This window comes from Allobranchiibius sp. GilTou73 (assembly GCF_021391335.1).
GTDB classification, from domain to species: domain Bacteria; phylum Actinomycetota; class Actinomycetes; order Actinomycetales; family Dermatophilaceae; genus Allobranchiibius; species Allobranchiibius huperziae.
On record NZ_CP090051.1, the window covers coordinates 1,470,859 to 1,495,750 of the forward strand.

General features: G+C 69.0%; 27 protein-coding genes. 10 read left to right on the forward strand and 17 right to left on the reverse strand.

All coding sequences use genetic code 11. The features are described 5' to 3' along the window. Positions 1 to 33: 33 nt before the first annotated feature. The 7 genes from LVQ62_RS07460 to LVQ62_RS07490 form a co-directional block, all read right to left on the reverse strand. Positions 34 to 621, reverse strand: coding sequence for a TetR/AcrR family transcriptional regulator (locus LVQ62_RS07460; RefSeq protein WP_233767049.1), 588 nt, complete (start codon positions 619 to 621; stop codon positions 34 to 36). Between the two features lie 50 nt (positions 622 to 671). Further along, positions 672 to 1,571, reverse strand: coding sequence for a glycoside hydrolase family 16 protein (locus LVQ62_RS07465; RefSeq protein ID WP_233767055.1), 900 nt, complete (start codon positions 1,569 to 1,571; stop codon positions 672 to 674). Positions 1,572 to 1,987: 416 nt separating this feature from the next. After that, entirely contained in the window at positions 1,988 to 2,959 is a 972-nt protein-coding gene (locus LVQ62_RS07470) for a glycoside hydrolase family 16 protein (RefSeq protein WP_208053229.1), read from the reverse strand. 97 nt (positions 2,960 to 3,056) lie between these two features. Continuing rightward, on the reverse strand, positions 3,057 to 3,905 hold the full coding sequence (locus LVQ62_RS07475; protein WP_233767057.1) for an MOSC domain-containing protein: 849 nt from the start codon (positions 3,903 to 3,905) through the stop codon (positions 3,057 to 3,059). A gap of 12 nt (positions 3,906 to 3,917) precedes the next feature. Continuing rightward, the gene (locus LVQ62_RS07480) at positions 3,918 to 4,826 is read right to left on the reverse strand and encodes a hypothetical protein (RefSeq protein WP_233767059.1); all 909 of its coding nucleotides are present in this window, start codon (positions 4,824 to 4,826) and stop codon (positions 3,918 to 3,920) included. Positions 4,827 to 4,858: 32 nt separating this feature from the next. Further along, on the reverse strand, positions 4,859 to 5,353 hold the full coding sequence (locus LVQ62_RS07485) for a carbonic anhydrase (protein ID WP_208053232.1): 495 nt from the start codon (positions 5,351 to 5,353) through the stop codon (positions 4,859 to 4,861). After that, entirely contained in the window at positions 5,350 to 7,047 is a 1,698-nt protein-coding gene (locus LVQ62_RS07490; protein WP_233767061.1) for a fumarate hydratase, read from the reverse strand. The genes LVQ62_RS07485 and LVQ62_RS07490 overlap by 4 nt, the downstream gene beginning before the upstream one ends. A 317-nt stretch (positions 7,048 to 7,364) precedes the next feature. Here LVQ62_RS07490 and LVQ62_RS07495 point away from each other — a divergent pair, with 317 nt between their 5' ends. From LVQ62_RS07495 to LVQ62_RS07520, 6 genes are all read left to right on the forward strand, one after another. Beyond that, entirely contained in the window at positions 7,365 to 8,618 is a 1,254-nt protein-coding gene (locus LVQ62_RS07495; RefSeq protein WP_233767063.1) for an extracellular solute-binding protein, read from the forward strand. Next, the gene (locus LVQ62_RS07500) at positions 8,615 to 9,580 is read left to right on the forward strand and encodes a carbohydrate ABC transporter permease (RefSeq protein WP_233767065.1); all 966 of its coding nucleotides are present in this window, start codon (positions 8,615 to 8,617) and stop codon (positions 9,578 to 9,580) included. The genes LVQ62_RS07495 and LVQ62_RS07500 overlap by 4 nt, the downstream gene beginning before the upstream one ends. 11 nt (positions 9,581 to 9,591) lie before the next feature. After that, entirely contained in the window at positions 9,592 to 10,440 is an 849-nt protein-coding gene (locus LVQ62_RS07505) for a carbohydrate ABC transporter permease (RefSeq protein WP_208053235.1), read from the forward strand. Between the two features lie 37 nt (positions 10,441 to 10,477). Continuing rightward, complete coding sequence (gene ugpC, locus LVQ62_RS07510) at positions 10,478 to 11,758, forward strand: ABC transporter ATP-binding protein (RefSeq protein ID WP_208053236.1); 1,281 nt, start codon at positions 10,478 to 10,480, stop codon at positions 11,756 to 11,758. A gap of 78 nt (positions 11,759 to 11,836) precedes the next feature. Next, positions 11,837 to 12,199 (forward strand): hypothetical protein, encoded by a 363-nt coding sequence (locus LVQ62_RS07515; RefSeq protein WP_208053237.1) that lies wholly within the window; start codon positions 11,837 to 11,839, stop codon positions 12,197 to 12,199. 31 nt (positions 12,200 to 12,230) lie between these two features. After that, complete coding sequence (locus LVQ62_RS07520; RefSeq protein WP_233767067.1) at positions 12,231 to 12,923, forward strand: SDR family oxidoreductase; 693 nt, start codon at positions 12,231 to 12,233, stop codon at positions 12,921 to 12,923. Here the strand turns inward: LVQ62_RS07520 and LVQ62_RS07525 are convergent. Then, positions 12,900 to 13,841: a carbohydrate kinase gene (locus tag LVQ62_RS07525; protein WP_233767069.1), complete on the reverse strand. Its 942-nt coding sequence runs from the start codon at positions 13,839 to 13,841 to the stop codon at positions 12,900 to 12,902. The two genes, LVQ62_RS07520 and LVQ62_RS07525, sit on opposite strands and share 24 nt — an antisense overlap. A gap of 10 nt (positions 13,842 to 13,851) precedes the next feature. After that, positions 13,852 to 14,862, reverse strand: coding sequence for a class II fructose-bisphosphatase (gene glpX, locus LVQ62_RS07530; protein WP_208053240.1), 1,011 nt, complete (start codon positions 14,860 to 14,862; stop codon positions 13,852 to 13,854). Positions 14,863 to 14,985: 123 nt separating this feature from the next. Here glpX and LVQ62_RS07535 point away from each other — a divergent pair, with 123 nt between their 5' ends. Both LVQ62_RS07535 and LVQ62_RS07540 read left to right on the forward strand, forming a co-directional pair. Next, positions 14,986 to 15,585, forward strand: a complete 600-nt coding sequence (locus LVQ62_RS07535; RefSeq protein ID WP_233767071.1) for a DUF4245 domain-containing protein — start codon at positions 14,986 to 14,988, stop codon at positions 15,583 to 15,585. After that, entirely contained in the window at positions 15,582 to 17,051 is a 1,470-nt protein-coding gene (locus LVQ62_RS07540) for an MFS transporter (protein ID WP_233767074.1), read from the forward strand. Before LVQ62_RS07535 ends, LVQ62_RS07540 begins: the two co-directional genes overlap by 4 nt. Before the next feature lie 31 nt (positions 17,052 to 17,082). Here LVQ62_RS07540 and LVQ62_RS07545 read toward each other — a convergent pair whose 3' ends face one another. Beyond that, positions 17,083 to 17,343, reverse strand: coding sequence for an exodeoxyribonuclease VII small subunit (locus LVQ62_RS07545; RefSeq protein ID WP_233767076.1), 261 nt, complete (start codon positions 17,341 to 17,343; stop codon positions 17,083 to 17,085). A 76-nt stretch (positions 17,344 to 17,419) separates the two neighbouring features. After that, entirely contained in the window at positions 17,420 to 18,655 is a 1,236-nt protein-coding gene (xseA, locus tag LVQ62_RS07550) for an exodeoxyribonuclease VII large subunit (protein ID WP_233767078.1), read from the reverse strand. 23 nt (positions 18,656 to 18,678) lie between these two features. Here xseA and LVQ62_RS07555 point away from each other — a divergent pair, with 23 nt between their 5' ends. Next, positions 18,679 to 19,704, forward strand: coding sequence for a 4-hydroxy-3-methylbut-2-enyl diphosphate reductase (locus tag LVQ62_RS07555; protein WP_233767080.1), 1,026 nt, complete (start codon positions 18,679 to 18,681; stop codon positions 19,702 to 19,704). Here the strand turns inward: LVQ62_RS07555 and LVQ62_RS07560 are convergent. The 5 genes from LVQ62_RS07560 to LVQ62_RS07580 all read right to left on the reverse strand — a co-directional run bounded on the left by LVQ62_RS07560 (position 19,680) and on the right by LVQ62_RS07580 (position 23,734). Beyond that, a complete protein-coding gene (locus LVQ62_RS07560; RefSeq protein WP_208053246.1) occupies positions 19,680 to 20,900 on the reverse strand; it encodes a DNA recombination protein RmuC in 1,221 nt (406 codons plus the stop codon). The genes LVQ62_RS07555 and LVQ62_RS07560 overlap by 25 nt on opposite strands. Before the next feature lie 43 nt (positions 20,901 to 20,943). Next, positions 20,944 to 21,903 carry a DUF389 domain-containing protein gene (locus LVQ62_RS07565; protein WP_179482467.1) on the reverse strand — a complete coding sequence of 320 codons (960 nt, stop codon included), beginning with the start codon at positions 21,901 to 21,903 and terminating at the stop codon, positions 20,944 to 20,946. 30 nt (positions 21,904 to 21,933) lie between these two features. Beyond that, complete coding sequence (locus tag LVQ62_RS07570) at positions 21,934 to 22,476, reverse strand: anti-sigma factor (protein WP_233767083.1); 543 nt, start codon at positions 22,474 to 22,476, stop codon at positions 21,934 to 21,936. A 180-nt stretch (positions 22,477 to 22,656) separates the two neighbouring features. After that, a complete protein-coding gene (gene sigK, locus LVQ62_RS07575) occupies positions 22,657 to 23,247 on the reverse strand; it encodes an ECF RNA polymerase sigma factor SigK (protein WP_233767085.1) in 591 nt (196 codons plus the stop codon). Between the two features lie 70 nt (positions 23,248 to 23,317). Then, on the reverse strand, positions 23,318 to 23,734 hold the full coding sequence (locus LVQ62_RS07580; RefSeq protein ID WP_343048540.1) for a fasciclin domain-containing protein: 417 nt from the start codon (positions 23,732 to 23,734) through the stop codon (positions 23,318 to 23,320). On the opposite strand from LVQ62_RS07580, the gene LVQ62_RS17765 reads away from it, so the two are divergent. Further along, positions 23,733 to 23,969 (forward strand): hypothetical protein, encoded by a 237-nt coding sequence (locus LVQ62_RS17765; RefSeq protein WP_343048539.1) that lies wholly within the window; start codon positions 23,733 to 23,735, stop codon positions 23,967 to 23,969. The two genes, LVQ62_RS07580 and LVQ62_RS17765, sit on opposite strands and share 2 nt — an antisense overlap. Positions 23,970 to 24,056: 87 nt before the next feature. Here LVQ62_RS17765 and LVQ62_RS07585 read toward each other — a convergent pair whose 3' ends face one another. Further along, positions 24,057 to 24,890, reverse strand: coding sequence for a molybdopterin-dependent oxidoreductase (locus LVQ62_RS07585; RefSeq protein ID WP_233767092.1), 834 nt, complete (start codon positions 24,888 to 24,890; stop codon positions 24,057 to 24,059). Positions 24,891 to 24,892 lie beyond the last annotated feature (2 nt).

Here is a 24,892-nt window from a genome sequence, read left to right on the forward strand (position 1 = left end):
GGCACGGGGCGCAGTCGTGTGAGTGGCCGTTCTTCAGGCCAGGTAGCCCTCGACCGCCTGGGTCAGCTCACGCCGTGCGATGCGATCGGAGTACCGACTGTCCTGCATGGTCTGGGCCGAGATGACGAAGCCGTGGCAGATGAGGAGCACGGTGCGCGCCAGCACCTCGGGCCGGCCGCTGCGCACGCCGCCACTCCTCTGGCCTTCGCGGATCCGGTCGACCAGTGCCGCCAGCATGATGTCCTGCGCGCGGCCGCGCCGGTCGAGCAGGTAGGGCAGTAGGAGTTCCGGATCGACGTCGATGATCTTCTGGAAGAGCGGGTCCTTGCGGATCTCGGTCACGGCGGACGACACCCGGGCGGCGATCGAGGCGGCGTCCACCTCGTCGTCGGCCGACCTGCCGCGTACGGAGCTTCCGGCCCCGGCGAACTCACGCGTCATCAGGTCCGCGGTGAGCGCGGTCATGTCCGGCCAGCGCCGGTAGAACGTCATGCGGGAGACGCCGGCACGGCGAGCCACATCCGTGACCGTCGTACGACGCCACCCGACGGCCAGGACACAGTCCCGGGCGGCGTCGAGCAGGCTCTCTTCATCGGTGGCCGAGCTACGAGTAGACGTCATATGTCACATCGTAAACAGCCGGCGGTCCCGGCGCATGCCGGGCCGCCGGATCAGGCCCGGTCGTAGGCGACGACCCAGTCGATCTGCACGTGAGCCGATCCGGCGGGTCGCAGCGGCGCGCCCCTGTTGTCGTTGCTGGGGCAGGACTGGGTGATCCACCGCATCGGGGTCGACGGGACCCTGGTCGTGCGGGAGAGGACCAGGTGGTTGTTGAGGTAGCACTTCAACGAGTTCGGGAGCCACTCGATGGTGTACGTGTGCCAGTTGGTCCACAGGCCGTTGAGGCCCGGGATCGGCACCGTCCCCTCGTGGCCGGACTGGGCGCCGCGCGGGTGGAAGAACCCGGCGACGTTGCCGCGTGCGCCCGACGGCACGGCGCGCACGTCTCCCTCGGGCCAGTCGATCTCGCCGGCCATCGGCCACTGACTGTCCACGTCGGGCCACAGGAGCGACACGCACGCCCAGTTCGTCCCGGTGGCGTTGTAGGAGCGCATCCGGTAGGACCACCGGCCGTAGAGATGGGCGTTCGTGGTGCTGCCGGCGCGGAAGGGGAAGACGGCCGCACTGACGTTGCGGTTGGTCGCGGTGTCATGGTGCAGGTACATGTCCAGCAGCGAACCCGACGTCGAGAGCGTCTTGCTCACGTCGTAGTAGCCGTACGTGTTCACCGGTCCGTTGCCGTAGACGCCGAGTCGTCTCCCGTAGGCGCGGTAGGCCGCGCACGTGGTGGCGAGCTCGCCGTACGTGGTCGGAGAGGCGACGAAACCGCCCCTCGGGACGGCCGTGGTGAAGTCTTCGCGGATCACCTGCTTCCAGCCGGGCAGATCGCCGACCGGCAGCGCGGCTCCGGACGCGCTGGTGGCTCCGGCTGCACCGGAGACGGCTGCGCCGAGTGCCAGGCCGGCGGACCCGCCGAGCAGTGCGCGTCGATTGATCGGGTGCGTCCTCATGGTGTCCTGCCTCTGCTCGCGTCCTCCCGGACCGCTCGGGCGGGTCGACCGGAGGCATGGGAGGTGGCCTCGTGCACGAGGCTAATTTCGGGGTCGGGCGGCCGGACCTCGGAGAAGTCGCTGGATTCGGTCAAGGTTCGATGTGCCGCGCGTAAAGCGGGCGGGGGCGTCGGTCGGCTCAGGGCGGGTCGTATCCGACGACTCGGTCGATCTGCAGATGCGCAGGCCCCGCCGGTGCCGCGGTGTGGTTCCCCGTCTGCACCGGCCACCGCATCGGCGAGGGGGAGATGTGCGGACATGCGAGCCTCGCAGTCGACCTATCGTCGATAGTCCAAAATGGATCTGCCTGCCTGAGTGTGTCCGATCCATGCGCGATACGGAAGACGCTGGGGTGGCCGGGTGAGACGTCGACCGGCTCACGCAGGGTCGTAGGCGACCACCCAGTCCAGCTGGACGTGCGCGGACAGATTGCGCGGAAGGGTGCGCCGCGCGGGATCGGGAGAGCATTGGATGTCCCATTTCAGGGAGCCGGACGGTACGTGGGTCTTGGTCGAGAAGGCCGTGATGCCGTCCACCAGGTAGGAGAGGGAACCCTTGCGCCAGTCGAGGGTGAAGGTGTGCCAGTCGCGCAACCGCAGCCCCAGGCCCGAGATCTGCTCTGCCATGTTGGTGCGGTAACCCGCCGGGTGGTGGTTCCCGCCCACGGCCCCGCTGACGTCGCACTCCGGCCAGTCCATCTCACCGGATCTGGGCCAGTCCTGCTTGCGTTCCGGGAAGAGCAGGCTGACGCAGATGATGCCGGTCCCGGTGGCGTCGAGGGAGCGCAGCCGGTAGGACCACCGGCCGTAGGTGTGCGCGTTGGAGGGTTGGCCTGCCCGAAACGGGTAGATCGCCGCGCTGAGCAGCTTCCCCGTCACGGGGTCGGTGCGGGTGTGGATGTCCAGGATGGAGTCGGTGACCGAGACGGTGCGCGCGACCCGGTAGAGGCCGCCGTTGTCCGTGGGGCCGTCCTGGTATCCGCTGAGCCGCGAGCCGTACGCCGCGTGCGCGGCACAGCTGTCGGTAAGCAGCCCGTCGTCCCCCACGACGAAGCCGCCGACGCCGACGTCGGTGGTGAAGTCCTCGGCGATGACCTGTTTCCACCCGGCCAGGTCGCCCTGCGGCATCGGTTCGCCGGAACCCCTGGGGGTCTGCACCGGCTGCGGCGTCACCCGCGTGGAGGTGCTCGAGGGCGGAGTCGCACTCGTTCCCGCACCCGTGCTGGTGCTCGTCTTCCGCTCGAGCGCCTCACACCCCACCAGCACGCCCAACGCGGCCGCGCCGAGGCCCCCGCCCACGGCGGCTCGGCGTGATATCCGGCCGCCTGAGGTCGCAGGAGAAGGTGCCATCGGGGTCCTCCGAGGATGACGTGACACAGCAACGGTAGGTGGCGACCCGCGCAGAATGCCTCGTTACGCAGAAATGTGAGGCGCCGTTCCGGTGATCTCAGCCGGGCGCGACCTGCTCCAGCACGGTGAGTTCGTCGCCGACCCGGACGGTGCCCTCGGTGTCCGGGATGAGGTTGGCGGCGAACCAGGTCGCGCCCTCCCACCTGCGGTGCCGGGCCAGCGTCCGGATCGGCTCCTTCCCCTTGCGCAGATCCTCGTCGATGGTCGTCATCACACAGCGCGCGGACGGCAGCGGCACCCGAAAATCGACCTCGCCGATCCGGATGCGAGACCACTGGTCCTCGGCGAACGGTGCTGGTGCACCGCTGATCTCGATGTTGGCGCGGAAGCGCGCCGCGGTGATGACGGTCGGTGCCTCCGCGCGTTCGACAGCCGTTTCGCGGACCCAGGTGTCCAGTTGCGCCACCGACGCGTCCGTGACCAGGTTGAGCGGGAATCCGTCGGCGAACGCCGTGTGATCACCGTCGCGGCTGTAGTCGGGGTCGAGCGCGCGCCGGGTCGGATCGTCGCACCACACGAGGTGCAGGTCGTCGTGGTCGACGGCCTGCTGCAACCACTCGTCGGCCTCCTCGCCGACCGGACGGGCCTGCATCGGCGGCTCCGAGAACATCCGGACCGTGACGAGGTCGGTCCGCGGATGCTGCGCGTCCAGGTTCGGCATCCCCGGCGCGCCGAGACGCAGATCGACGTCGACGCCGGTCGCCCGGTTGTCGGCTGTCACCGAGAACAGGCGGGGGAGCTCGCGGGCCGAGACGAGCTTGCCGTCACCGTCCACCACCATCCACTCGCGGTCGCCGCGCACGCCGGCGCGACTGACGTACGCCGCCTGCACCGGCCGGATCGCCGTCGACTTCACCGGATGGACCCGCAGCCCGCTGACCTGCATGAGCACAGTGCCTCAGGCGCCCTTGGCGACGGTCCCCGGAAGGATCCCGGCGTCCAGGACGGCCTTGACGAACGGACGGCCGGCGGCGATCAGCTCCGTGGCATCGTCCACCCCGTCGAAGATGCCGGCGGCGGCGTCGTCGGTCGCGACCTCCAACGCGTCGTACAGCACGACACCGGCCGGGCTGATGGTGCCCTGGTCGTCCAGCAGGCCCCGCTGCTGCAGTGCCTGCGTCGCCGCGCCCCACTCCTCGTCGGACCAGGCGCGCGACGCCCGCGCGAAGTCCGCGCCGAGCGCTCGTCGGCGCAGGGTCGGGTCGGGGTGCGGCGCCTCGTGGAAGACGAGCGCCTCGGCGCCGCTGAGTCCGGCCTGTACGAGGGCAGCCAGGTGCCCGTCGCCGCGGTACTCCCGCAGTGCGGCGAACGCGTGCCAGAGCCGCAGGTGCGGCGCGTCAGCTGCGTCCGGTGTCTCGGTGGACGCCCACGCGGCGGCCAGCGGCCGGCCGGCGTACGACAGACCCTGGGCAATCTGTGCGAATCGGGTTGCGACCCGGGCGAGTTCGGGGTCCTGCGTCAGGGGGCCGAGCGCGGTGCGCAGCGTGCCCTCGACCGCCTCGAGGTGCATCGCGTAGGTGCGGTCCAGCCCGTACGCGACCGCCTCGTCCCACGCGGGCCCGACAGCGGTCGGGTTGAAGTTGTAGAACGTGGCGGCCACGACCGCGCCCGGGCAGTCGCCCAGCGGCGCGCCGCGACCCGCGAGATAGCGGGCCATCCTCGACAGACCGCTGCTCTTCTGCTGCTCGCGGATCACCGGGTTGAAGTACGCCACCACGTGCAGCGGCTCCAGGGTCTCGTACGCCGTCCGGGCGAGGCGGCGCGCCGCCTCGTCGTACCGCTGCGGGATGGGCTGCGCCTCAGGCACGGGTGCTCCGATCGGTGGGGTGATGGTGCGGGTCAGACGTGCTGGTGCAGCAGGCCGGTGTCGACGTCGTAGACGAAACCACCCACCTGCACCCGGTCGGGAATCAACGGGTGGCTGTGCACGCGAGCGACGTCCTCGGCGAGTGCCTCCACCTGGTTGTCAACGACGTGGAATCGCTGCCACGTGACATCGACACCCGCGGATGCGCCCACGCGAGAACGTAATTCGCGCTCGGTCGCCGTTGCCACAGCACACCGGGTGTGCGGCACGACGAGGACGCGTTCGACGTTCAGCAGGTGCACCCCCAGCACCAGGGCCTCCAGGGCTGCGTCGGTGACGCGGCCGCCGGGGTTGCGGAAGATCTTGGCGTCACCCGGCATCAGGCCCACCATCCGCAGCGGGTCGATGCGCGAGTCCATGCACGTGACGATCGCGACGCCCGCGGCCGCCACTCCGTCGAAACCGCCGAGCGCGAACGAGTCCGCGAACTTCTGGTTGGCCTGCAGCAGGTCCTCGAATCCGTTCACAGTCCTGACCTCTTTCCGATGGTGAACGCGGTGGGTTTGGCGGTGGCGGCGAAGAAGTCCTCACCCTTGTCGTCGACCACGACGAACGCCGGGAAGTCGCGCACCTCGATCTTCCAGATGGCCTCCATGCCCAGCTCCGGATACTCCAGCACCTCCACCGAGGTGATGCAGTCCTGCGCGAGACGGGCCGCGGGACCGCCGATCGAGCCCAGGTAGAAGCCGCCGTGCGTGCGGCACGCGTCGGTCACCTGCTTGCTGCGATTGCCCTTGGCGAGCATCACCATCGAGCCGCCCGCCGCCTGGAACTGCTCGACGTAGGAGTCCATCCGACCCGCCGTGGTCGGTCCGAACGAACCGGACGCGTAGCCCTCCGGGGTCTTGGCCGGGCCGGCGTAGTAGACCGCGTTCTGCTTCAGGTAGTCCGGCATCTCCTCACCGGCATCCAGGCGCTCCTTGATCTTGGCGTGCGCGATGTCGCGCGCCACGACCAGCGGCCCGGTCAGCGAAAGTCGAGTCTTGACAGGGTGTTTGGTCAACTCGGCGAGGATCTCGTCCATCGGGCGGTTCAGGTCGATCTCGACGACGTCCGCTTCATCGCCGTCCCCGTCCAGCTGTTCCTGCGTGACCTCCGGCAGGAAGCGCGCCGGGTCGGTCTCCAACTGCTCGATGAAGACGCCCTCGGCCGTGATCTTGCCCAGGCACTGGCGGTCGGCGGAGCAGCTGACCGCGATCGCGACGGGCAGCGACGCGCCGTGCCGCGGCAGACGCACCACCCGCACGTCGTGGCAGAAGTACTTGCCGCCGAACTGGGCGCCGATCCCGAACTGCCGGGTCAGTTCGAGCACCCGCTCCTCCAGCTCGACGTCGCGGAACCCGTGCCCGACCGGCGACCCCTTCGTCGGCAGCTCGTCCAGATACTTGGCGCTGGCGTACTTCGCGGTCTTCAAGGCGAATTCAGCGCTGGTGCCGCCGATCACGATCGCCAGGTGGTACGGCGGGCAGGCGGAGGTGCCGAGCCCCCGCAGCTTCTCGTCTAGGAACGCCAGCATCGCGTCGGGGTTGAGGATCGCCTTGGTCTCCTGGAAGAGGAAGGACTTGTTGGCCGAGCCACCGCCCTTGGCCATGAAGAGGAACTTGTACGCCGTCTCGTGGCCGGCCGCGCTGTCGGCGTACAGCTCGATCTGCGCGGGCAGGTTGGAGCCTGTGTTGGTCTCCTCCCAGGTGGTGAGCGGCGCCATCTGGGAGTAGCGCAGGTTGAGCCGGGTGTAGGCGTCGTGGACACCGTGGGCCAGCGCGGCCTCGTCGGGCGCCCCGCCGTCGACCAGCACGTGGGAACCCTTCTTGCCCATCACGATCGCGGTGCCGGTGTCCTGGCACATCGGCAGCACGCCGGCGGCAGCGATGCCGGCGTTCTTCAGCAGGTCCAGCGCCACGAACTTGTCGTTGTTGCTCGCGTCCGGGTCGTCGACGATGCGACGCAGCTGCGCGAGATGGGCCGGGCGCAGATAGTGCGCGATGTCGTGCATCGCGGTGTCGGCGAGCAGTCGCAGCGCCGCCGGGTCGATCTCCAAGAAGGTGCGCCCGCCGGGTCCCTCCACGGTCCGGACGCCGTCGGTGGTGAGCCGGCGGTAGGTCGTGGTGTCCGCCCCGATGGGCAGCAGGTCCTCGTAGTCGAAGCGAGGTGCAGAAGACATGAAGAGGGTCGTTCCTTCGCGGGGATGGGTGGCGGTTCGCTGGCCGCCAGGGTATGCCGTGCTCCCGCCGGGCCCGCCGGGCGACCCTCGGACCGATTACCACGACGATCTGAGCCCATACCGACGGGTAGATACCGATTCGGACACATTCGCACAAGTCTGTGCGATCGCCTTGCCGTCGAAGGTCCCCATGGCCAGAGTGGTGTGCGTCACACTGAGGTCGTACACGACACGCACGACCGTCGAGGCAGGAGCCCCACCGAATGAAGAACCCAATGCCACGACGTCGTGGCTTAGCCCTGGCAGCGGCGGGTGTGATGCTCGCCAGCGGCGGGCTCGCGGCCTGCGGTAGCAGTGGCAGCAGCAGCGGCAAGCAGACCCTCACCTGGTACATCAACCCGGACGTCGGCAACACCGATGCCAGCAAGGGCGGTCAGGCGTCGCTCGCGCTGGCCTGTTCGAAGGCCTCGGGCGGGAAGTACGACATCAAGGTGCAGCTGCTGCCCAACTCCGCCGACGACCAGCGCACCCAACTGCTGCGACGCCTGATCTCCGGCGACAGTTCCATGGACCTGATGAGCATGGACCCTGCCTACGTCACCCAATTCGCCTCGGCGAAGCTGCTCGCGCCCGTGCCGGCCGACATGGTCTCGAACTTCGAGGACGACCGGGTGCCGTCGGCGATCAAGGGCGCGACCTTCGGTGGCAAGCTCATCGCGGCACCGTTCTGGGCCAACACCCAGCTGCTCTGGTACCGCAAGTCGGTCGCCCAGGCCGCAGGCCTCGATATGAGCAAGCCCGTCACCTGGGCACAGATCATCGCGGCCGCGAAGAAGGAGAAGAAGGAGATCGGGGTCCAGGCCAAGCTCTATGAGGGCTACTCGGTGTGGATCAACGCGCTGGTCGCCGGTGGCGGTGGCTCGATCGTGAAGAACCCGAGCGCGACGGCCGACGACACCAAGCTCGGCCTCAACACCCCGGCCGGCAAGGACGCAGCGTCGATCATCTCCCAGATCGCCAAGTCCGGCCTCGGTGGACCGGCCATGGGCTCCTCCGACGAGACGGCGGCGCTCAACCTCTTCCAGAGCGGCGCCGCTGCGTTCCTGGTCAACTGGCCCTACACCTACGCCGCGCTCACCGGCAACAAGAGCGACATCGGCGCAACCATCTATCCGCGCACGGTCGATGGGAAAAGCGCGGCGCCGCCGTTCGGCGGCATCGACCTCGCGGTCGGCAAGACCAGCAAGCACACCGATCTGGCCTACGACGCCGCGGCGTGCATCACCGACGAGACCAACCAGGCGTCGTACATGGCCAAGGCAGGCAACCCGGCCAGCCGGAAGGCGGCGTTCTCCGACGCCGCGGTGAAGAAGGCGTTCCCCAACGGCATCGCAGCAACGATCCTGGAGTCGCTGGGGACAGCGGCGCCCCGGCCGTTGTCGCCCTACTGGGCCGACATCTCCACCGGACTGCAGCAGCAGTTCAGCCCGCCCAGCTCGGTGAACGCCAACACACCGAAGAAGGCGCAGACCTTCATTTCCAACGTCCTGAAGGGGAAGGCCCTGTTGTGAGTACCGTCGCGGACACCACGACCGGTGAACGGTCGACCGCTCGCCGATCCGACAAGAAGGCCGGCCTCTCCGACCGGACCAGGGCCGAACGCCGCCTCGGGTGGAGGCTCGCCGCCCCGGCAGTCGTCGTAATGGTGCTGGTGACGTTCTATCCGATCGCCTACGCCCTCTACCTGTCGCTGTTCAACTACCGGCTCACCGACCCGGCGGCCCGCAAGTTCGTCTGGTTCCAGAACTACATCACCTCGCTCAGCGACCCGTTGTTCTGGAAGGCCACCGGTATCACCGCGTTGATCACGATCGTCACGCTCGTCGTGGAGCTGATCTTCGGGATGGCGATCGCGATGGTGATGAACAAGGTCGTGCTGCCCCGCAGGACGCTGCGCACCGTGGTCCTGATCCCCTACTCGATCATCACGGTCGTCTCGGCGTTCTCCTGGCTGTACGCGTTCAGGTTCGACACCGGCTTCGTCAACCACTGGCTGCACTTCATCTCCTTCGGCGCCTTCGACCCGTCCTACAACTGGTTCGGCGGCACGTGGTCCTCGCTGACGATCGTCTGCCTGTCGGAGATCTGGAAGACCACGCCGTTCATGTCGCTGCTGCTGCTGGCGGGTCTGGCACAGGTCGACCAGTCGATGGAGGAGGCGGCCGAAGTGGACGGCGCCTCGTGGTGGCAACGCCAGATCAAGGTGGTCTTCCCGAGCATGAAGGGCGCCATCATGGTCGCCGTCGTCTTCCGCGCGCTCGACGCGTTCCGGATCTACGACAACCCCTTCGTGATGACCGGCGGTGCCAACAACACCAACTCGCTGTCGATGCTGGTCGGTCAGACCACCGTGAGTCAGACGGAGATCGGCATGGGATCGGCGCTCGCGGTGCTGCTGTTCGTGTTCGTGCTCATCATCGCCGCCGGGCTCGTGCGGCTGTTCAAGGTCGACCTGACAGGGGGCAACAAGTAATGGACACCAGAATGAGCGGCAGGACCAAGTGGGGTCTCGCCGGAGTCTCCGTGCCGATCATGCTGTGGACGCTCATCCCGATCGTCTGGATCGTCGCGACCTCGCTGAAGAGCACGGCGGCACTGGCCGACCAGCAGCAGAACGTCTTCGGCAACTTCTGGCCCAAGAGCATCTCCTGGGACAACTACAGCCTCATCTTCACCGGGGGCGCGAAGGACCTGTTCGTGCCGGCGTTGTGGCACTCCGTCGTCGTGTGCGTGGTCGCCACGTTCATCAGCGTCATCCTGGCCACGTTCTGCGCGTACGCGATCGCCCGGCTGGACTTCCCCGGCAAGAAGGCGATTCTCGTGGTTTCTCTGACCGTGTCGTTCTTCCCGGTCATCGCGATGGTCACGCCGCTGTTCAACCTGTGGCGCATCCTGCACCTGTTCGACACTCTGCCCGGCCTGATCATCCCCTACATCACGCTGACGCTGCCGTTGTCAATCTGGATCCTGTCGGCCTTCTTCCAGCAGATCCCGTGGGAGATGGAGCAGGCCGCGCAGGTCGATGGCGCCAGCAGTTGGCAGGCGTTCGTCAAGGTCGTCGCCCCGCTGGCCGCGCCGGGAGTCTTCACCACGGCCATCATCGCCTTCTTCACGGCCTGGAACGACTTCGTCTTCTCCAGCAACCTGACCGCCGCCCGCGCACAGACCGTCCCGGCCGCACTGAACTCCTTCACCGGAGCCAGCCAGTTCACGCAGCCGACCGGTGCCATCTGTGCGGCAGCGGTCATCGTCACCATTCCCGTCGTCATCCTGGTGCTGCTCTTCCAGCGCCGGATCGTCGCCGGACTCACCTCCGGCGCCGTCAAGGGCTGACCGGCCTACCCGCCGCATCGCACGAAGGAGCTAGCCAGTGTCAAGCATCGAATTGAAGAACCTCGTCAAGAAGTACGGCGACGGGTTCCCCGCCGTCAACGACATCTCGCTCGACATCGCCGACGGCGAATTCATGATCCTCGTCGGACCGTCCGGCTGCGGGAAGTCCACGCTGCTGCGGATGGTCGTCGGGCTGGAGGACATCACCTCCGGCGAACTGGACATCAACGGCAAGCGGGTCAACGACCTGGCGCCGCGGGACCGCAACCTGGCCATGGTGTTCCAGAACTACGCGCTCTACCCGCACCTGACCGTCTTCGAGAACATCGCGTTCCCGCTGCGCCTCGCCAAAGGCAAGCACAGTGACAACGAGATCAAGCAGAAGGTCAACGACGCGGCCGACATGCTGGAGTTGCGCGAGCACCTCGAGCGCAAGCCGGCGAACCTGTCCGGTGGTCAGCGCCAGCGCGTCGCGATGGGCCGCGCGATCGTCCGGGAGGCCGACGCGTTCCTCTTCGACGAGCCGCTGTCCAACCTGGACGCCAAGCTGCGCGGCCAGATGCGCACCGAGATCGCGCGCATGCAGCGCCGTCTCGGCGTGACCACGCTCTACGTCACCCACGATCAGACCGAGGCCATGACCCTGGGCGACCGGGTCGCCGTGCTGAAGAAGGGCGTCCTGCAGCAGTGCGCGTCGCCGCGGGAGCTCTACGAACAGCCGGTCAACCTGTTCGTGGCCGGCTTCATCGGCTCGCCGCCGATGAACTTCCTGCCCGCCCGGGTCGAGGGCAACACCCTCAAGATGCCCATCGCCGACGTCGAGCTGTCCGGTGAGCTGGCGGAGAAGGTCAAGGGTAAGAGCGCGGTCATCGTGGGTCTGCGGCCCGAGCACATCAAGGACGCCTCGCTCGGCGACAACATCTCCCACGGTGTGCCGTTCAAGGCCGTGGTCGACGTGACGGAGTGGCTGGGCAACGAGCAGTACGCCTACATCCCGTTCGACTCCGACCCGTCCCTGCAGGGCACCCTGGAGGAGTTGGACCGCGACCTGGACGGTGAGGGGATGCGCACCCAGATGGTCGTCAACCTCGACTCGCGCTCACGGGTGCGGGAGGGACAGGAAGCCGATCTGGTCTTCGACCCGTCGTTCATGCACGTCTTCGACCCGGAGTCCGGCGACTGCCTGACCCGCGACGACGACCGCGCCGCCGAGATCGCCCGGGACAACGAAGAGCAGCGCAAGGCCGCCCTCGAGCGGGCACGCACCCGTGAGTCGAACGCGGCTGCGCAGAGTGCGGAGCCGCGGCAGGCCTCCTGATCGATCGGCAGGACAGTAGTACCGCAGGGCCGGGTCCCATCCATGGGTCCGGCCCTGCGGGTACGGCGGGGAGGCCGGATGCGCGTGGTCGAGTACCTGCTGATATGCATCGTGCCCGCCGCGGTGATCAGCCTGGCGTTCAAGGTCCCGTGGTTGCTTCGTCGGCTGCGCCGGGGAGCACAGGCATTGCACACCACCCACCGGCCGATCGAGCGGCTGGCCGACGATCTGCACCGGCTGGGTTCGGAGCTGCAACTGGTGCGGGCAGGCGGGGGGCCGGCCCGCAAACGCCGCCTGACGGCGATCGAGCTGGCCTACGAGGATGTCCTGCTGGAGTGCTGCGCCGCGCTCGAACTGCCGCATCCCGCACGTCCGCCCCTGACGCGCGAGGAGCGGCTGCACGTCGAGGCCGCGCTGTTGAAGGCGGGCCTGCGGTGGTGAGGGGGCGCACCGCGTTTCGTAGGGTGCCCCCATGAGCGGCACTGGCAAGACGATCCTGATCACCGGCGGAACCCGAGGGATCGGTCGGGCCGTCGCCGAGAGCCTGTCCGCCGGTCACCACCTGCTGATCGGTGGTCGTGACGAGGCGTCGGTGAAGCAGACCTGCGGCGCCCTGCGCTCGGCCGAGCCCTTCGTGGCAGATCTGGCGAACGAGGAAGCAACCGCCGCCGCCGTGGAATCCATCGGCGAGCTCGACGCCGTCGTGCACTCGGCCGGTGTGATGGGGCACGGACCGCTGACGTCGCTGAGCCGCGCCGACTGGCGTCGCACGATGGAGCTGAACGTCGTGGCGGTGGCGGACCTCACCCGCCTGCTCCTGCCGCAGCTGCGCCGTGCCCAGGGCACCGTCGTCGTGATCAACTCCGGCTCCGGTCTCACCGCGCGCGTCGATTCCGCGCTCTATTCGGCCAGCAAGTTCGCCGTGCGTGCGTTGGCCGACTCGGTGCGCGAGCAGGAGCGCGAGCACGGGGTGCGGGTCACCACGATCTACCCCGGACGCGTCGACACCGACATGCAGCGCGAGCTGGTCGAGGGCCAGGGCGGCCAGTACGACGGCGGCCTCTACATCCGACCGTCGTCGATCGCGGCCGCCGTCCGCCTCGCCATAGAGATGCCCTCCGACGCGTCGGTCGACGACCTCTCAGTCCGTCCCGGGCCCCGGTAGACCCAGCTCGGCCCTGGTCGGCGGCTGCGACCCGGCCCGCGAGACGGTCACCGCCGACGTCGCGATCCCACGATCGACAGCGGCCATGAACGCGTCGCGACCTGCCGCGCGCAGGCGTTCCCTGGCGTCGGCGCCGCCGAGCAGCCCATCGTCCAACAGCTGCGACAGCATCCCGGACATGAACGAGTCGCCGGCACCCACGGTGTCGACCAGGTCCACCCGCCGACCCGGCACGTCGACCAGCTCACCGGTGCCGCTCAGATGCACGAGCGCGCCGTCGCCACCGCGGGTGGCGACCACCAGCGACGGACCCAACTGACCCCACAGGCGCAGCACCTCGCCGAGCTCGACTCCGTCGCCGTACAGCCACGCTATGTCCTCGTCGCTGGCCTTGACCACGTCGGACAGCCCGACGAGCTCCTCGATGCCGGAGCGGACCGACGCGGCCTCCCCGATGATCGTCGGCCGCGGGTTCGGGTCGAGGGAGACGGTGCCCTGCGCGCGATGGGCGACCACGGCGTCCCGGACGGCGCTGGCGCCCGGTTGCAGGGCGGTGGCGATGGATCCGGTGTGCAGATGCCCCCGCCCTCCCGGGAGCGGGGTTGAGGGATCCCAGGCCAGATCGAACTCGTAAGTGGCAGCGCCGGATTCGTTCAACGTCGCAAGAGCGGTCGGAGTCCGGGCCGCGCTCACGCTTCCCGGTGTGAGGTCCACGCCGTCGACGGCCAGGGCGTCGCTGATGGCCAGACCGCGCTCGTCGTCGCCGATGTACGTCGCGAGCGAGACGGGGTGGCCGAGCCTGGCCAGGCCGACCGCGGTGTTGAACGGGGAGCCGCCGACGTGTTCGCGCTGAGACCGGTCCGGGCGGCGCACGATGTCGATCAGGGCCTCACCGATGACCAACGTCGAGGCGTGCACGGCGGTTTCCTCAGCCCGCCGCGGTCGCGTACTCGTGCAGCTTGGCCAGCGAGTGATGCGCGTCGATCAACCGGATCGTCCCGCTCTTGGAGCGCATCACCAACGACTGGGTGAAGCATCCGTCGGCCCGGTAGCGCACCCCGCGCAGCAACTCACCGTCGGTGATGCCGGTCGCGACGAAGAAGGCGTTGTCGCCGCGGACGAGCTCGTCGGTGCTGAGCACGGTGTCCAGGTGCAGGCCGGCGTCGATGGCCTTCTGGCGTTCGTCGTCATCCTTCGGCGCGAGGATGCCCTGGATGGTGCCGCCCAGGGCCTTCATCGCGCACGCCGTGATGATGCCTTCGGGAGTGCCCCCGATGCCGAGCAGCAGGTCGATGCCGGTGTCGGGTCGTGCGGCCATGATCGCGCCTGCGACGTCGCCGTCGGCGATGTAGCGGATGCGCGCCCCCGCGTCGCGGATCTGGCTCGCGAGCTGCTCGTGACGCGGCCGGTCGAGCACGACCACCGTGACGTCGGCGGCGCTCACTCGCTTGGCCTTGGCCACCCGCCGGATGTTCTCGGCCACGGGGAGGCGGATGTCGACGACGTCGGCGATGTCCGGCCCGGCAGCGAGCTTGTCCATGTAGAAGACCGAGCTGGGGTCGTACATCGAGCCGCGCTCGCTCACCGCCATCACCGACACCGCGTTGCTCATGCCCTTGGCGGTGAGGGTGGTGCCGTCGATCGGGTCGACGGCGACGTCGACGCCCGGCCCCGTCCCGTCACCGACGTGCTCGCCGTTGAAGAGCATCGGCGCCTCGTCCTTCTCGCCCTCGCCGATGACGACCACACCGTTCATCGCGACCGAGGAGATGACCCGGCGCATCGCGGCCACGGCCGCGCCGTCGGCGTCGTTCTTCTCACCGCGCCCGACCCAGCGGCCGCCGGCCATGGCGGCTGCCTCGGTGACCCGCACCAGCTCCAGCGCCAGGTTGCGATCCGGCACCTCGGCGCTGTGACGGCTTGCCTCATCGGTGGACATGCGACTCCTCGGTCGGCGGGTCGGGCCCGCCAGCGGGGCCCCTCGATCTCGCTCGGTGAGTCTATCGGTGGTGAGTCGACGGGCGGCTGCGCCTGGCGCTCGGCCATGGGCGACGATGGAGGGGTGAGCACTCCACCCTCCGCGCAGGCTCAGGCCGGCGCACCGGCCCCCGCACGGCGCGGGATGAGCGGCACCGCGAAGAACATGGTGATCTCGATGATCGTGCTGATCGCGGGCTGTCTGGTGCTGATCGCGCTCGTGCCCCGGGTGGGCTCGGTCCAGCAACCGGTCGCGAACGTCGCGGCGATCGCCCGGGAGGTCGGCATCGATCAGAAGTGGGACGTCGCCGTCGCCGACGGGCTGCCGAAGGGCTGGACGGCCACCAACGTGACGCTCATGACCGACGACCCGCCGGACACCTGGCAGGCGGGCTACACCACCCCCGGCACTCACTACGCCGCGGTCGTGCAGACCAGCAGTGACGATCGCTCGTGGGTGACACGCCAGACCGGAGCCGCCAAGAAGGTCGGCACGGTCTCCATCGGCGGCGCCACCTGGACGCGCTACGACCGCAACGACGGCGAGCAGCGCGCGCTGGTGCGCTCCACCCCGCTCGGCGGCCTGCACACCGCCGTGATCGGGACCGCGCCGTGGTCGCAGCTGACCTTGTTCGCCAAGTCCCTTCGGCCGCTCAGCCACAGCACGCTGCACCCGACGTCGTGACAGACGCCGACGGGTACCCCGAGGGCAGCAACCCCGCGCGATGGCTCGCGCTCTACGTCTGCCTCGGCGCGGTGTTCATGTGCCTGCTCGACGTGAGCATCGTCAACGTCGCCCTGCCCTCCATGCAGGAGGGTCTCAAGGCGACGTCGTCAGATCTGCAGTGGGTGCTGTCGGGATACGCCGTGACGTTCGGTCTCGTGCTCGTCCCTGCCGGCCGGCTCGGTGACGCCTACTCGCGGCGCACGATGTTCCTCATCGGGATCACCGGCTTCGTGATCGCCAGCGTCGCGTGCGGGCTGGCCTGGTCCCCGCTCGCGATCGTCGTCTTCCGGCTGCTGCAGGGCATCTTCGCCGGACTGCTCACCCCGCAGGTCAACGGCATCATCCAGCAGCTCTTCCGCGGTCCCGAGCGCGGCCGGGCCTTCGGCTACTTCGGGGCGATCGCGGGCGTCTCGACCGCCGCGGGGCCGCTGGCAGGTGGCGGACTCATCGCCCTGTTCGGTACCGAACACGGCTGGCGCACGGTCTTCTTCGTCAACCTGCCCATCGGCATGGTGGCGATCCCGTTCGCCGCGCGTCTGCTCACCCGGGCCGGCGTGACGAGCAGCCGCGGCACCGGTCGGCGCCCCCAGCTCGACCCGGTCGGCTCGCTGCTGTTCTGCGTCGGGATCGTCTCGCTGCTGCTGCCGTTGGTGGAGCAACGGGAGTGGTCCGGCGCGGTGCGCTACCCGTTGTACGCGGTCGCCGTGCTCTTCCTGGCCCTCTTCGTCCTGTGGGAACGCCGCGTGGAGTCCCGGGGTAAGGCGCCGGTGCTCGATCTGCGGCTGTTCTCGCTGCGTAGCTTCAGCTTCGGTTCGGTGACCGGGCTGCTCTACTTCGGCGCCTTCACCTCGATCTTCTTCGTGCTCACCGTCTATCTGCAGATGGGTCAGGGCTACTCCGCGTGGCAGGCGGGACTGACGGTCACGGCATTCGCCGCGGCCACGATCCCGGCATCGCGCCTGTCGGGCTCCAAGGGCCCCGACCACCCCATCGCCTTCCTAGTGACGGGGTCGCTGCTCTTCGCCGCCGGCCTGCTGCTGACGATCCTCGCGGTGCAGATCGAGTCCGGTTCGCACGTCGGCTGGTGGATCGCGGTGCCGCTCGTGGTGGCCGGTTTCGGCAACGGGCTGGTGCTGCCCGCCAACCAGACGCGGGTGGTCTCCCAGGTGCCGGTGGAGCAGGCGAGTTCGGCCGGCGCGGCGTACCAGGTGTTCCAGCGCACCGGGACGGCACTCGGCATCGCGGTCGTCGGCTCGGTGTTTTTCGGCCAGTTGGCGAGCAGCCGGGGCGATTTCTCCCAGGCCTTCGAGTACGGCGTGAGCGTCTCGGCCGGGCTCGGCATCCTGACCGCGGTGCTCGCGGGTGCGGAGGCGTTGTCGGGCAGGCTCGCGGTGTCGCGTGCCGGCCGAGCGGTCGAACCCTGAGCCTCCTTTAAGCCTGCCCGGTGGGTGCCGGTCAGTCCCGGTCGGCGGTCATCGCGTCGATCCGCTGCTCGGCGTTCGAGAGCCACTTCTGGCAGTGCGCGGCGAGCGCCTCGCCGCGTTCCCACAGCCGCATGCTGTCCTCGAGGCTCGGCTCGCCGCTCTCCAACCGGGTCACGATCGCGGCCAACTGGTCGCGCGCGTCCTCATACCCCAGGTGGGCGATGTCGTCGTGAGCGTCGGCGGCCGGTGCCTCGTCCGCGCCGTCGGCGGCCTGCTGCTCGGTGGTGGCCATATCTAGAACTCCTCGGATGGTCGATGGTCGTGTCGTGCGTACGGGTCGGGCGGTAGGTTCGCGCGTCGTGCGCGCCTCACGGCTTCGTCACCGGGCGCACCGCGAAGTCGCCCTGGGCGACGGTGACCCGCAGAAGATCGGACGGCGCCACCTGGGCGACGTCGGTGACGACCTCGCCGTCCTGGGTGCGCACGACGGCGTAACCGCGTTGGAGCACCTCCCAGGGCGACAGCGCCCGCAGCTGACCGGCGAGGTGACCCACCTGATCATGCGCCCGGTCCAGACGGCGGGTCACGACGGAGGAGGAGCGTGCGCGCAGTTGCTGCACCGCGTCCGCCCGGCGCGTCACCATGGTGATCGGGTCGCGCAGCGCCGCAGCCGCGCACAGCTGATCCAGGTGCCGTCGCTCGATGGCTGCGTGGTGACGCAGTGAGCGCGCGGCTCGATCGAGCAGCCTGTCCAGCCCAGCATGCTGCTCGGCCAGGTCGGGCACGACCCGGCGTGCGGCGTCGGTGGGGGTCGAGGCGCGCAGATCCGCCACGAAGTCGAGCAGCGGTGTGTCGACGTCGTGCCCGATGGCGCTCACCACCGGGGTGCGCGCGGCGGAGACCGCGCGTAGCAGGGCCTCGTTGCTGAAGGGCAGCAGATCCTCGAACGCGCCACCGCCCCGGGCGATCACAATGACGTCGACGTCCGGCGCGGCATCCAGCTCGGCCAGGGCCGCACCCACCTGCTCGACAGTGCCCGGCCCCTGCACGGCTACCTGCCGGATCTCGAACTGCGTTGCGGGCCAGCGCAGCCGGGTGTTCTCCACGACGTCCTTCTCGGCGGCGCTCGCACGACCGCAGATCAGGCCGACCCGGCGCGGAAGGAACGGCAGCGGACGTTTGCGGGAGACGTCGAAGAGCCCTTCGCTGCGTAGCAGCTGTTTGAGGTGCTCCAGGCGCAGCAGGAGATCGCCGACGCCGACCGGTCGCATCTGCCGGGCGTCCAGGTGCAGAGAACCGCGCTTGGTCCAGAACGTCGGCTTGGCCTGCACCACCACCCGGGCGCCGGGTCCGATGCCCGGACCCATCGCATCGAGGGTGTTGACGTGCACCGTCACCGACAGCGACATGTCCACGTCGGGGTCGCGCAGAGTGACGTAACAGGTCGGAGCGCCCGGTCGCCGCTGCAACTGCACGATCTGGCCCTCGACCCACAGCGGCGACATCTTGTCGACGTACTCGCTGATCCGCATCGACAGGGTGCGCACCGGCCAGGGCTGCTCGGCGGTGGTATCGGCGGCCTTCTCCGGAAGCGGCGCGGTCACGCGGCCACCGTAGACTGATGGGTATGACAAGCACTCCAGTGGCGGCCGCACGCTCGCGCACCAAGCGGGTCCTGCTCGCCGCCCCGCGAGGGTATTGCGCCGGAGTGGACCGCGCCGTGGTGACCGTGCAGAAGGCGCTCGACCTCTACGGCCCGCCGGTCTACGTGCGTAAGGAGATCGTGCACAACAAGCACGTCGTGACCACGCTGGAGAAGCGCGGCGCGATCTTCGTCGAGGAGACGGACGAGGTGCCCGAGGGCGCGACGGTGATCTTCTCCGCGCACGGTGTGGCACCGGTGGTGCACGAGGAGGCTGCCGCACTGAAGCTGAAGACCATCGATGCCACCTGCCCGCTGGTCACCAAGGTGCACCGCGAGGCCGTGCGCTTCGCGAACGACGACTTCGACATCCTGCTCATCGGCCACGAGGGCCACGAGGAGGTGGTGGGGACCGCGGGGGAGGCGCCCCAGCACATCACGCTGGTGCAGAGCCCCGACCACGTCGACGAGGTCACCGTGCGCGACCCGGACAAGGTCGTGTGGCTCTCCCAGACCACACTGTCGGTGGACGAGACGATGGAGACCGTGCGGCGACTGCGGGAGAAGTTTCCGAAGCTGCAGGATCCGCCGTCGGACGACATCTGTTACGCCACTCAGAACCGCCAGTTGGCGGTCAAGCAGATGGCGCCGGACACCGACCTGATGATCGTGGTCGGCAGCCGCAACTCCTCCAACTCCGTCCGCCTCGTCGAGGTCGCGCTCGAGCACGGTTCGCGCGCGGGTCACCTGGTGGACTACGCCGACGAGATCGACGAGAGCTGGCTCGACGGCGTCACGACCGTGGGCGTGACGTCGGGTGCGTCGGTGCCGGAGGTGCTGGTGCGGGACGTGCTGGACTATCTGGCCGCACGCGGTTACGAAGACGTCACGGCCGTGCAGGCCGCGCAGGAGAGCTTGCTCTTCGCGCTGCCGAACGAGTTGCGCCGTGACCTGAAGCTCGCGGGCAACGGCGACGACAAGGTGCGTCACGACGCCGGCGCGCTGCGCTGAGCCTCACCCCCGTCGCCTGACACCCCGGCGCGGAAGTCGAGCTGGGGGCGGGCGCTCTCACCGGCCTGCTCCATGTCGCGGTCGACCGCGTCGATGAGTTCCCGTGCCGTGAGCGGGCGTACGGCGTCCTGCAGGGGAGACGGGGCGGCCGGGGGCTGATCTGCCAGCCCGAGTTCGTGCATCTTGCGGGCGGTCACCAGCACCCGGCTCTCCATGGTGCCGAGCAGTGCGTTGTAGGCCTCGACCGATCGGTGCAGCGAGCTTCCGAGCTTGTCGGTGTGTCGCCCGAGGGTCGCCAGCCGTTCGTAGAGCGTCCTGCCCAGCTCCAGCAGTTCCCTGGCGTTGGCGTTGAGGTCGTCCTGCTGCCAACTGAATGCGACCGTGCGCAGGAGAGCCAGCAGAGTGCTCGGCGACGCGAGCACCACCCGGCGGGAGATGGCGCGTTCGAAGATCGCCGGATCGGCCAGCAGGGCCGCTGACAGCACCGCGTCGGACGGGACGAACGCCACCACCATCTCCGGAGAGCCGGCGAAGGCGGCCCAGTAGCCCTTGGCGGCGAGCGCGTCCAGGTGCCCGCTGAGGGCACGGGCGTGCGCCCGCAGCGCCGCCGAGCGCGCGGCGTCGTCGATGCCCTCGCGCTGGGCGGCCAGGTAGGAGGTCAGGGGCGCCTTGCTGTCGATCACCAGCGTGCGCTCGCCCGGCAGGTGGACCACGACGTCCGGGCGCACCGCGACGCCGTCCCGGGCCCGTGCGCCGACCTGCTCCTCGAAGTCGCAGCGGGACAGCATTCCCGCGTGTTCGAGCAGGCGCCGCAGCTGGGTCTCACCCCAGGTGCCGCTGATGTTGGAGGACTTGAGGGCCCCGGCCAGCGCGGCCGTCTCCTGCTGCAGACGGGTGGTGGTCGCCCCCACCTGATCCAGTCGTGCCCCGAGCTCGCCCCACTGCGCCAGGCGGTCGCGTTCGAGCACTCCCACCTGGCGCTCGACGCGCAGGAGCGTTTCGCCCAATGGGGCGAGGACACCCGCGGTGCGCTGGTCGTCGCGGTCGGCCAGTTCCAGGTCGACGATTCGCTCGCGCAGCAGGTCGCGCTCGGTCGTGAGCGCGACGCCGCGGGCGAGGTACACCGCACGTAGCGTCATCACGGCCATCAGCGCGCCGATCACGGCACCAGCGAGAAGAGCCTCCATCACAGTCATGGACGGAGCGTGGCACGGTGCACCGACAATGTGGCGATCCGACTCAGGCGCGCCCTGCACGGAGGACCGGCTTGACCACTCGTTGGACGTGGTGCCACGCGCGACGTTGCACGATCAGGGTCAGCGTGCCCGCCGCGACCATGCCTACCAGGTTGAGGCCCAGCTGAGCAGCCGACCCCGTCATCTCGTGGGGCACCCACAGGCCGAGCGCCAGCGCGAAGTTGCCGGCCGCCGGGACCGTGGTGACTGAGATGAACACCCCGACCATCGCCTGCGCCTTCTCGACGGACAGAGCGAGCACGCCCGCCGCCCCCGCCAGAAGGGCTACGACGAACGACCACGTGTTCGGTTGCCAGATGAACTGCGTCTGCGGACGTGCGCGAGCCACCATCTCGGGGTGGACGATCCCGGCGAAACGCGCGAGCACGGCGATCAGGGAGATGACGGCGACCGCGAACGCGAAGCTGCCGAGTAGGACGGCGATGCTCCGCAGCGCCAGGCGGCCGCCTCCGAGCGCGAGGCCGGTGCAAATCGCCGCCACGGTGGCGAATTCGGGCCCGACCACCATCGCGCCCACCACCAGGATGGAGGAGTCGGTGATGACCGCGACGGAGGCGAGAGCGACCGCGATCACGAGGAAGATCTCGTAGCTGAGGGTGGGCCGTGCGGCGTCCTGCGCCTGCTCGAGCAGCACGTCCCACACCACGGCATCGTCGGGATCGCCCTCGACGGCCAGATCGATCTCACGAGCGGCCCGGAAGGGAGTGGCCGACGGTTGACTCAGGACCACCCCTCCCCGGTCGCACAACCCGGTGCCGCGCAGCGCGTCGAGCACCTGGCTGGTCGCCTCTCGAGCGACGTCCACCTCGATGACATCGCCGGGCGGCCGCAGGCTTGCACCGCGCACCCTCGAGAGGTTGGTCGCTGCCGGGTGCTCGAAGAGCAACGCCGCCACGGACGCACTGAGATCGTCCGGGACGGTGAGCCGCAGGTGCATGAGCATGCCTGCAGGGTAGATCCCCGAGGGGGCCCGTCAGGTCGTCGTGAGCGGCAGCGCCAGGATGGGCGTCTTCGTGGGCACCTGGGACCCGCCGGCGGGTTCGACGGTGATGTCGAACTCCTTGGCGCCCTGGACGTTGGCGGTGAGCCGATTGGTGTGATCGGTCTTGAGGATGCCGGCGTTGGTGGGCCCGTCGCTCTTGATGAACCAGCCCTGGTAGGTCGTGTCGCCCTTGGTCGCGGCGACCTTGTTCAGGGTCGCGACGGCCTGATTGAGCGAGCGCGAGCTGATCACGGTGACGGTGCCGCCTTGGAACTGCACGGTCTGGCGTGTCGCGTCGGGTGCGTGCTCGATCCGGGACTGCGCGTTGGTGACCCCGTTCGACGAGCCGGCCCACGGCTGGGCGTGGATGACACCCGCGCCGGCGACGACCACGGCGGCAGCCGCGACGAGGCCGAGGACCGCGCGGCGGTGCCTGCCCGCCGTACGCGCCGACCTCGCCCCGATCGAACGCTCGGCTCGCGACGAAGGCGTCTGCGGGGTGTGCTGAATCTGTGCCAGCAGCGAGGAACGCACATCGGGCGACGGAGCGAGCGGGGGGGACGTCTGAGGCCAGTGTGACGGTGAGTTCGGCGACCTCGGCCACCTCGCGGCGGCAGGACTCGCAGTCCTGCAGATGACGCTCGGAGCGGGCCCGTTCCAGGTCGTCGACGGCGTCGAGGGCGTAGCCCACGGCATCGATGTGCGTGTCGTTGGTCATCGCTCACCTCCCATCGCGGTGCGTAACCGCTGCAATCCATCGCGTATTCGTGTCTTCGCCGTGCCGAGGGGGATGCCGAGTCGTTCGGCGACCTCTGCGTGCGTGTGACCCTCGAAATACACCAGGCTGAGGGCCTGCCGCTGGTTCTCGCCCAGAGTGCCCAGGGCGCTGCGGACCCGTTCTGCGTCGAGTGAGGCCGTCACCTGATCGACCGTGGAGTCGTACGCCGTCTCCTGCGACTCCCGCGTGTACGTCTCGTCCCGCCGTCGGGTGGCCTGCGCCGACCGGATACGGTCGACCGCCCGGCGGTGGGCGAGAGTAAACATCCAGCTAAGCGCCGACCCCTTCTGCGGATCAAACTTGGGGCTGGTGCGCCAGATCTCCAGGAAGACCTCCTGGGTGATCTCCTCGGCCTGCGCCCGGTCCACGATGAGTCGGACGACCAGACCGTTGATACGGGGACTGGTCGCGTCGTAGAGCCGCGCGAACGCGTCTTCATCCCCTCGACCCGCCGCCGTGAGCAGGTCGGCAAGCTCCGGACCCGGTTCGTGGAGCCCGGTGTCCACTGTCCGCAAGGTGCCTGCCATGGGACCCATCTTGACTGATGGGCCCCACGACAGCGCTACCGACGTCACAGAGAACGAGATTCGTTACAGATCAGCTGGCCGGGACCAGGACCGTGTCGATGATGTAGACGTTGGCGTTCGCGGTCTGCACATTGCCGCAGATGATCTTCGCGGTGGCCCCGCCCTTGACGGTCAGGGTGGGCACGGTGCCGCTCACCGTGTCGCTGGTCTTGGCGAGCGTCTGGTGGGTGCCGACGATCTTGTCCGGGCCGAGGCGGGTCGCCAGGACGTGGTTGGTGAGGATCTTGGTCAGCATCGTCTTGTCGGCGAGAACCTTGTCGAGGGTCGCCTTGGGGAGCTTGGCGAAGGCGTCGTTGGTCGGCGCGAAGACGGTCAGGTTCTGGGTGTTGTTCAGCGTGTCCACCAGGCCTGCCTTCTTGACGGCGGTGACCAGCGTCGACAGCAGCGGGTTGTTCGAGGCCGCGGTGGCGACCGTGTCCTGCGTCATGCCGCCGAACGAGCCCTTACCGGTCTTCGGTACGGCCGAGCAGCCGGGGCCGAAGGGGACGGCCGCGGTCGCGGTCGAGCCCGAGGAGGACGAGGAGCTGGAGGAGCTTGAGGGGGCGGCACTGGAGCTGCCGGAACCGCTGCTACTGCCGCAGGCGGTCAGCGCGATGGCGCCGATCGCGGTGACGGCGGCAGCCGAGGTGATGGAACGCGTCTTCATGTGGATCTCCTGGTGAGGTCTCGCGCTACGACGAGTTCGTTGGTTGAAGTACATGAGTCATTCGGAGTGCACAGTGAGCCGGATTGGATTGGCGCCCAATCCTTCACCCGATGTTGAAGATGAGGTTGACGACCCCGCTCGAGCCGTCCGGGAAGACGTCCTTGCGTGCTTCGGACTGCAGCGAGTCCTTGCCGTAGACGACCCGCGCACGGACAGCGTGCTGCCCGGTCGCCGTGGTGTTCCACACGTAGGCCCACTGTCGCCAGTAGTCCACGTTCACGTCCGGACCCATGGTGGCGTCCTTCCAGGGGCCTTCGTCGAGACTCACCTGCACGCGTACGACGCCGTGTCGCTGGGCCCACGCGACGCCGCCGATGACGACCTTGCCGCCCTTGACCGTCGCGAAGGACCCGGGCGTGTCGATGCGTGTCGAGGGCTTGATCGGGCCGTCGATCGTCCAGCCGCGCTTGGTCCAGTAGGCCTTCGCCTTGGAGTAGTCGGTGACGGTCATCCGGGTCACCCACTTCGTGCAGCCGAGCATCCCGTAGAGGCCAGGCGTGACCAGGCGCGCGGGGAACCCGTGCGCCCGGGGGAGTGCCTGCCCGTTCATCCCGATCGCGAGGAGGGCGTCGCGGTCATCGGTCATCGCACCGAGCGGGGTGCTGATGCTGAAGCCCTCGGTGGAGGTGCTGAAGACCTGCCGGCCCGGTTTGCCCGCGTCCTTGACGCCGGCCATCTTCAGCAGGTCCTTGGTGCGCACGCCGAGCCAGGTCGCCCCGCCGGCGTAGCTGCCGCCCGGCTCGTTGCTGATGCAGGTCAGGCTGATGTTGCGCTCGATCAGGTCGAGCTTGGTGATGTCGTCATAGCTGAGCTCGAGCGGGTGGTCGACGTCGCCGTCGATCCGCAGCCGCCAGGAGTCGCGCTCAACGTTCGGCACCG

Coding starts and splice junctions, on each gene's coding strand:
- LVQ62_RS07460 (WP_233767049.1), bottom strand. CDS start 621: ATGACGTCTACTCGTAGCTCGGCCACCGATGAAGAGAGCCTGCTCGAC.
- LVQ62_RS07465 (WP_233767055.1), bottom strand. CDS start 1,571: ATGAGGACGCACCCGATCAATCGACGCGCACTGCTCGGCGGGTCCGCC.
- LVQ62_RS07470 (WP_208053229.1), bottom strand. CDS start 2,959: ATGGCACCTTCTCCTGCGACCTCAGGCGGCCGGATATCACGCCGAGCC.
- LVQ62_RS07475 (WP_233767057.1), bottom strand. CDS start 3,905: ATGCAGGTCAGCGGGCTGCGGGTCCATCCGGTGAAGTCGACGGCGATC.
- LVQ62_RS07490 (WP_233767061.1), bottom strand. CDS start 7,047: ATGTCTTCTGCACCTCGCTTCGACTACGAGGACCTGCTGCCCATCGGG.
- LVQ62_RS07495 (WP_233767063.1), top strand. CDS start 7,365: ATGCTCGCCAGCGGCGGGCTCGCGGCCTGCGGTAGCAGTGGCAGCAGC.
- LVQ62_RS07505 (WP_208053235.1), top strand. CDS start 9,592: ATGAGCGGCAGGACCAAGTGGGGTCTCGCCGGAGTCTCCGTGCCGATC.
- LVQ62_RS07515 (WP_208053237.1), top strand. CDS start 11,837: ATGCGCGTGGTCGAGTACCTGCTGATATGCATCGTGCCCGCCGCGGTG.
- LVQ62_RS07520 (WP_233767067.1), top strand. CDS start 12,231: ATGAGCGGCACTGGCAAGACGATCCTGATCACCGGCGGAACCCGAGGG.
- glpX (WP_208053240.1), bottom strand. CDS start 14,862: ATGTCCACCGATGAGGCAAGCCGTCACAGCGCCGAGGTGCCGGATCGC.
- LVQ62_RS07545 (WP_233767076.1), bottom strand. CDS start 17,343: ATGGCCACCACCGAGCAGCAGGCCGCCGACGGCGCGGACGAGGCACCG.
- LVQ62_RS07555 (WP_233767080.1), top strand. CDS start 18,679: ATGACAAGCACTCCAGTGGCGGCCGCACGCTCGCGCACCAAGCGGGTC.
- LVQ62_RS07560 (WP_208053246.1), bottom strand. CDS start 20,900: ATGACTGTGATGGAGGCTCTTCTCGCTGGTGCCGTGATCGGCGCGCTG.
- LVQ62_RS07565 (WP_179482467.1), bottom strand. CDS start 21,903: ATGCTCATGCACCTGCGGCTCACCGTCCCGGACGATCTCAGTGCGTCC.
- sigK (WP_233767085.1), bottom strand. CDS start 23,247: ATGGCAGGCACCTTGCGGACAGTGGACACCGGGCTCCACGAACCGGGT.
- LVQ62_RS17765 (WP_343048539.1), top strand. CDS start 23,733: ATGCCGCCGAACGAGCCCTTACCGGTCTTCGGTACGGCCGAGCAGCCG.
- LVQ62_RS07580 (WP_343048540.1), bottom strand. CDS start 23,734: ATGACGCAGGACACGGTCGCCACCGCGGCCTCGAACAACCCGCTGCTG.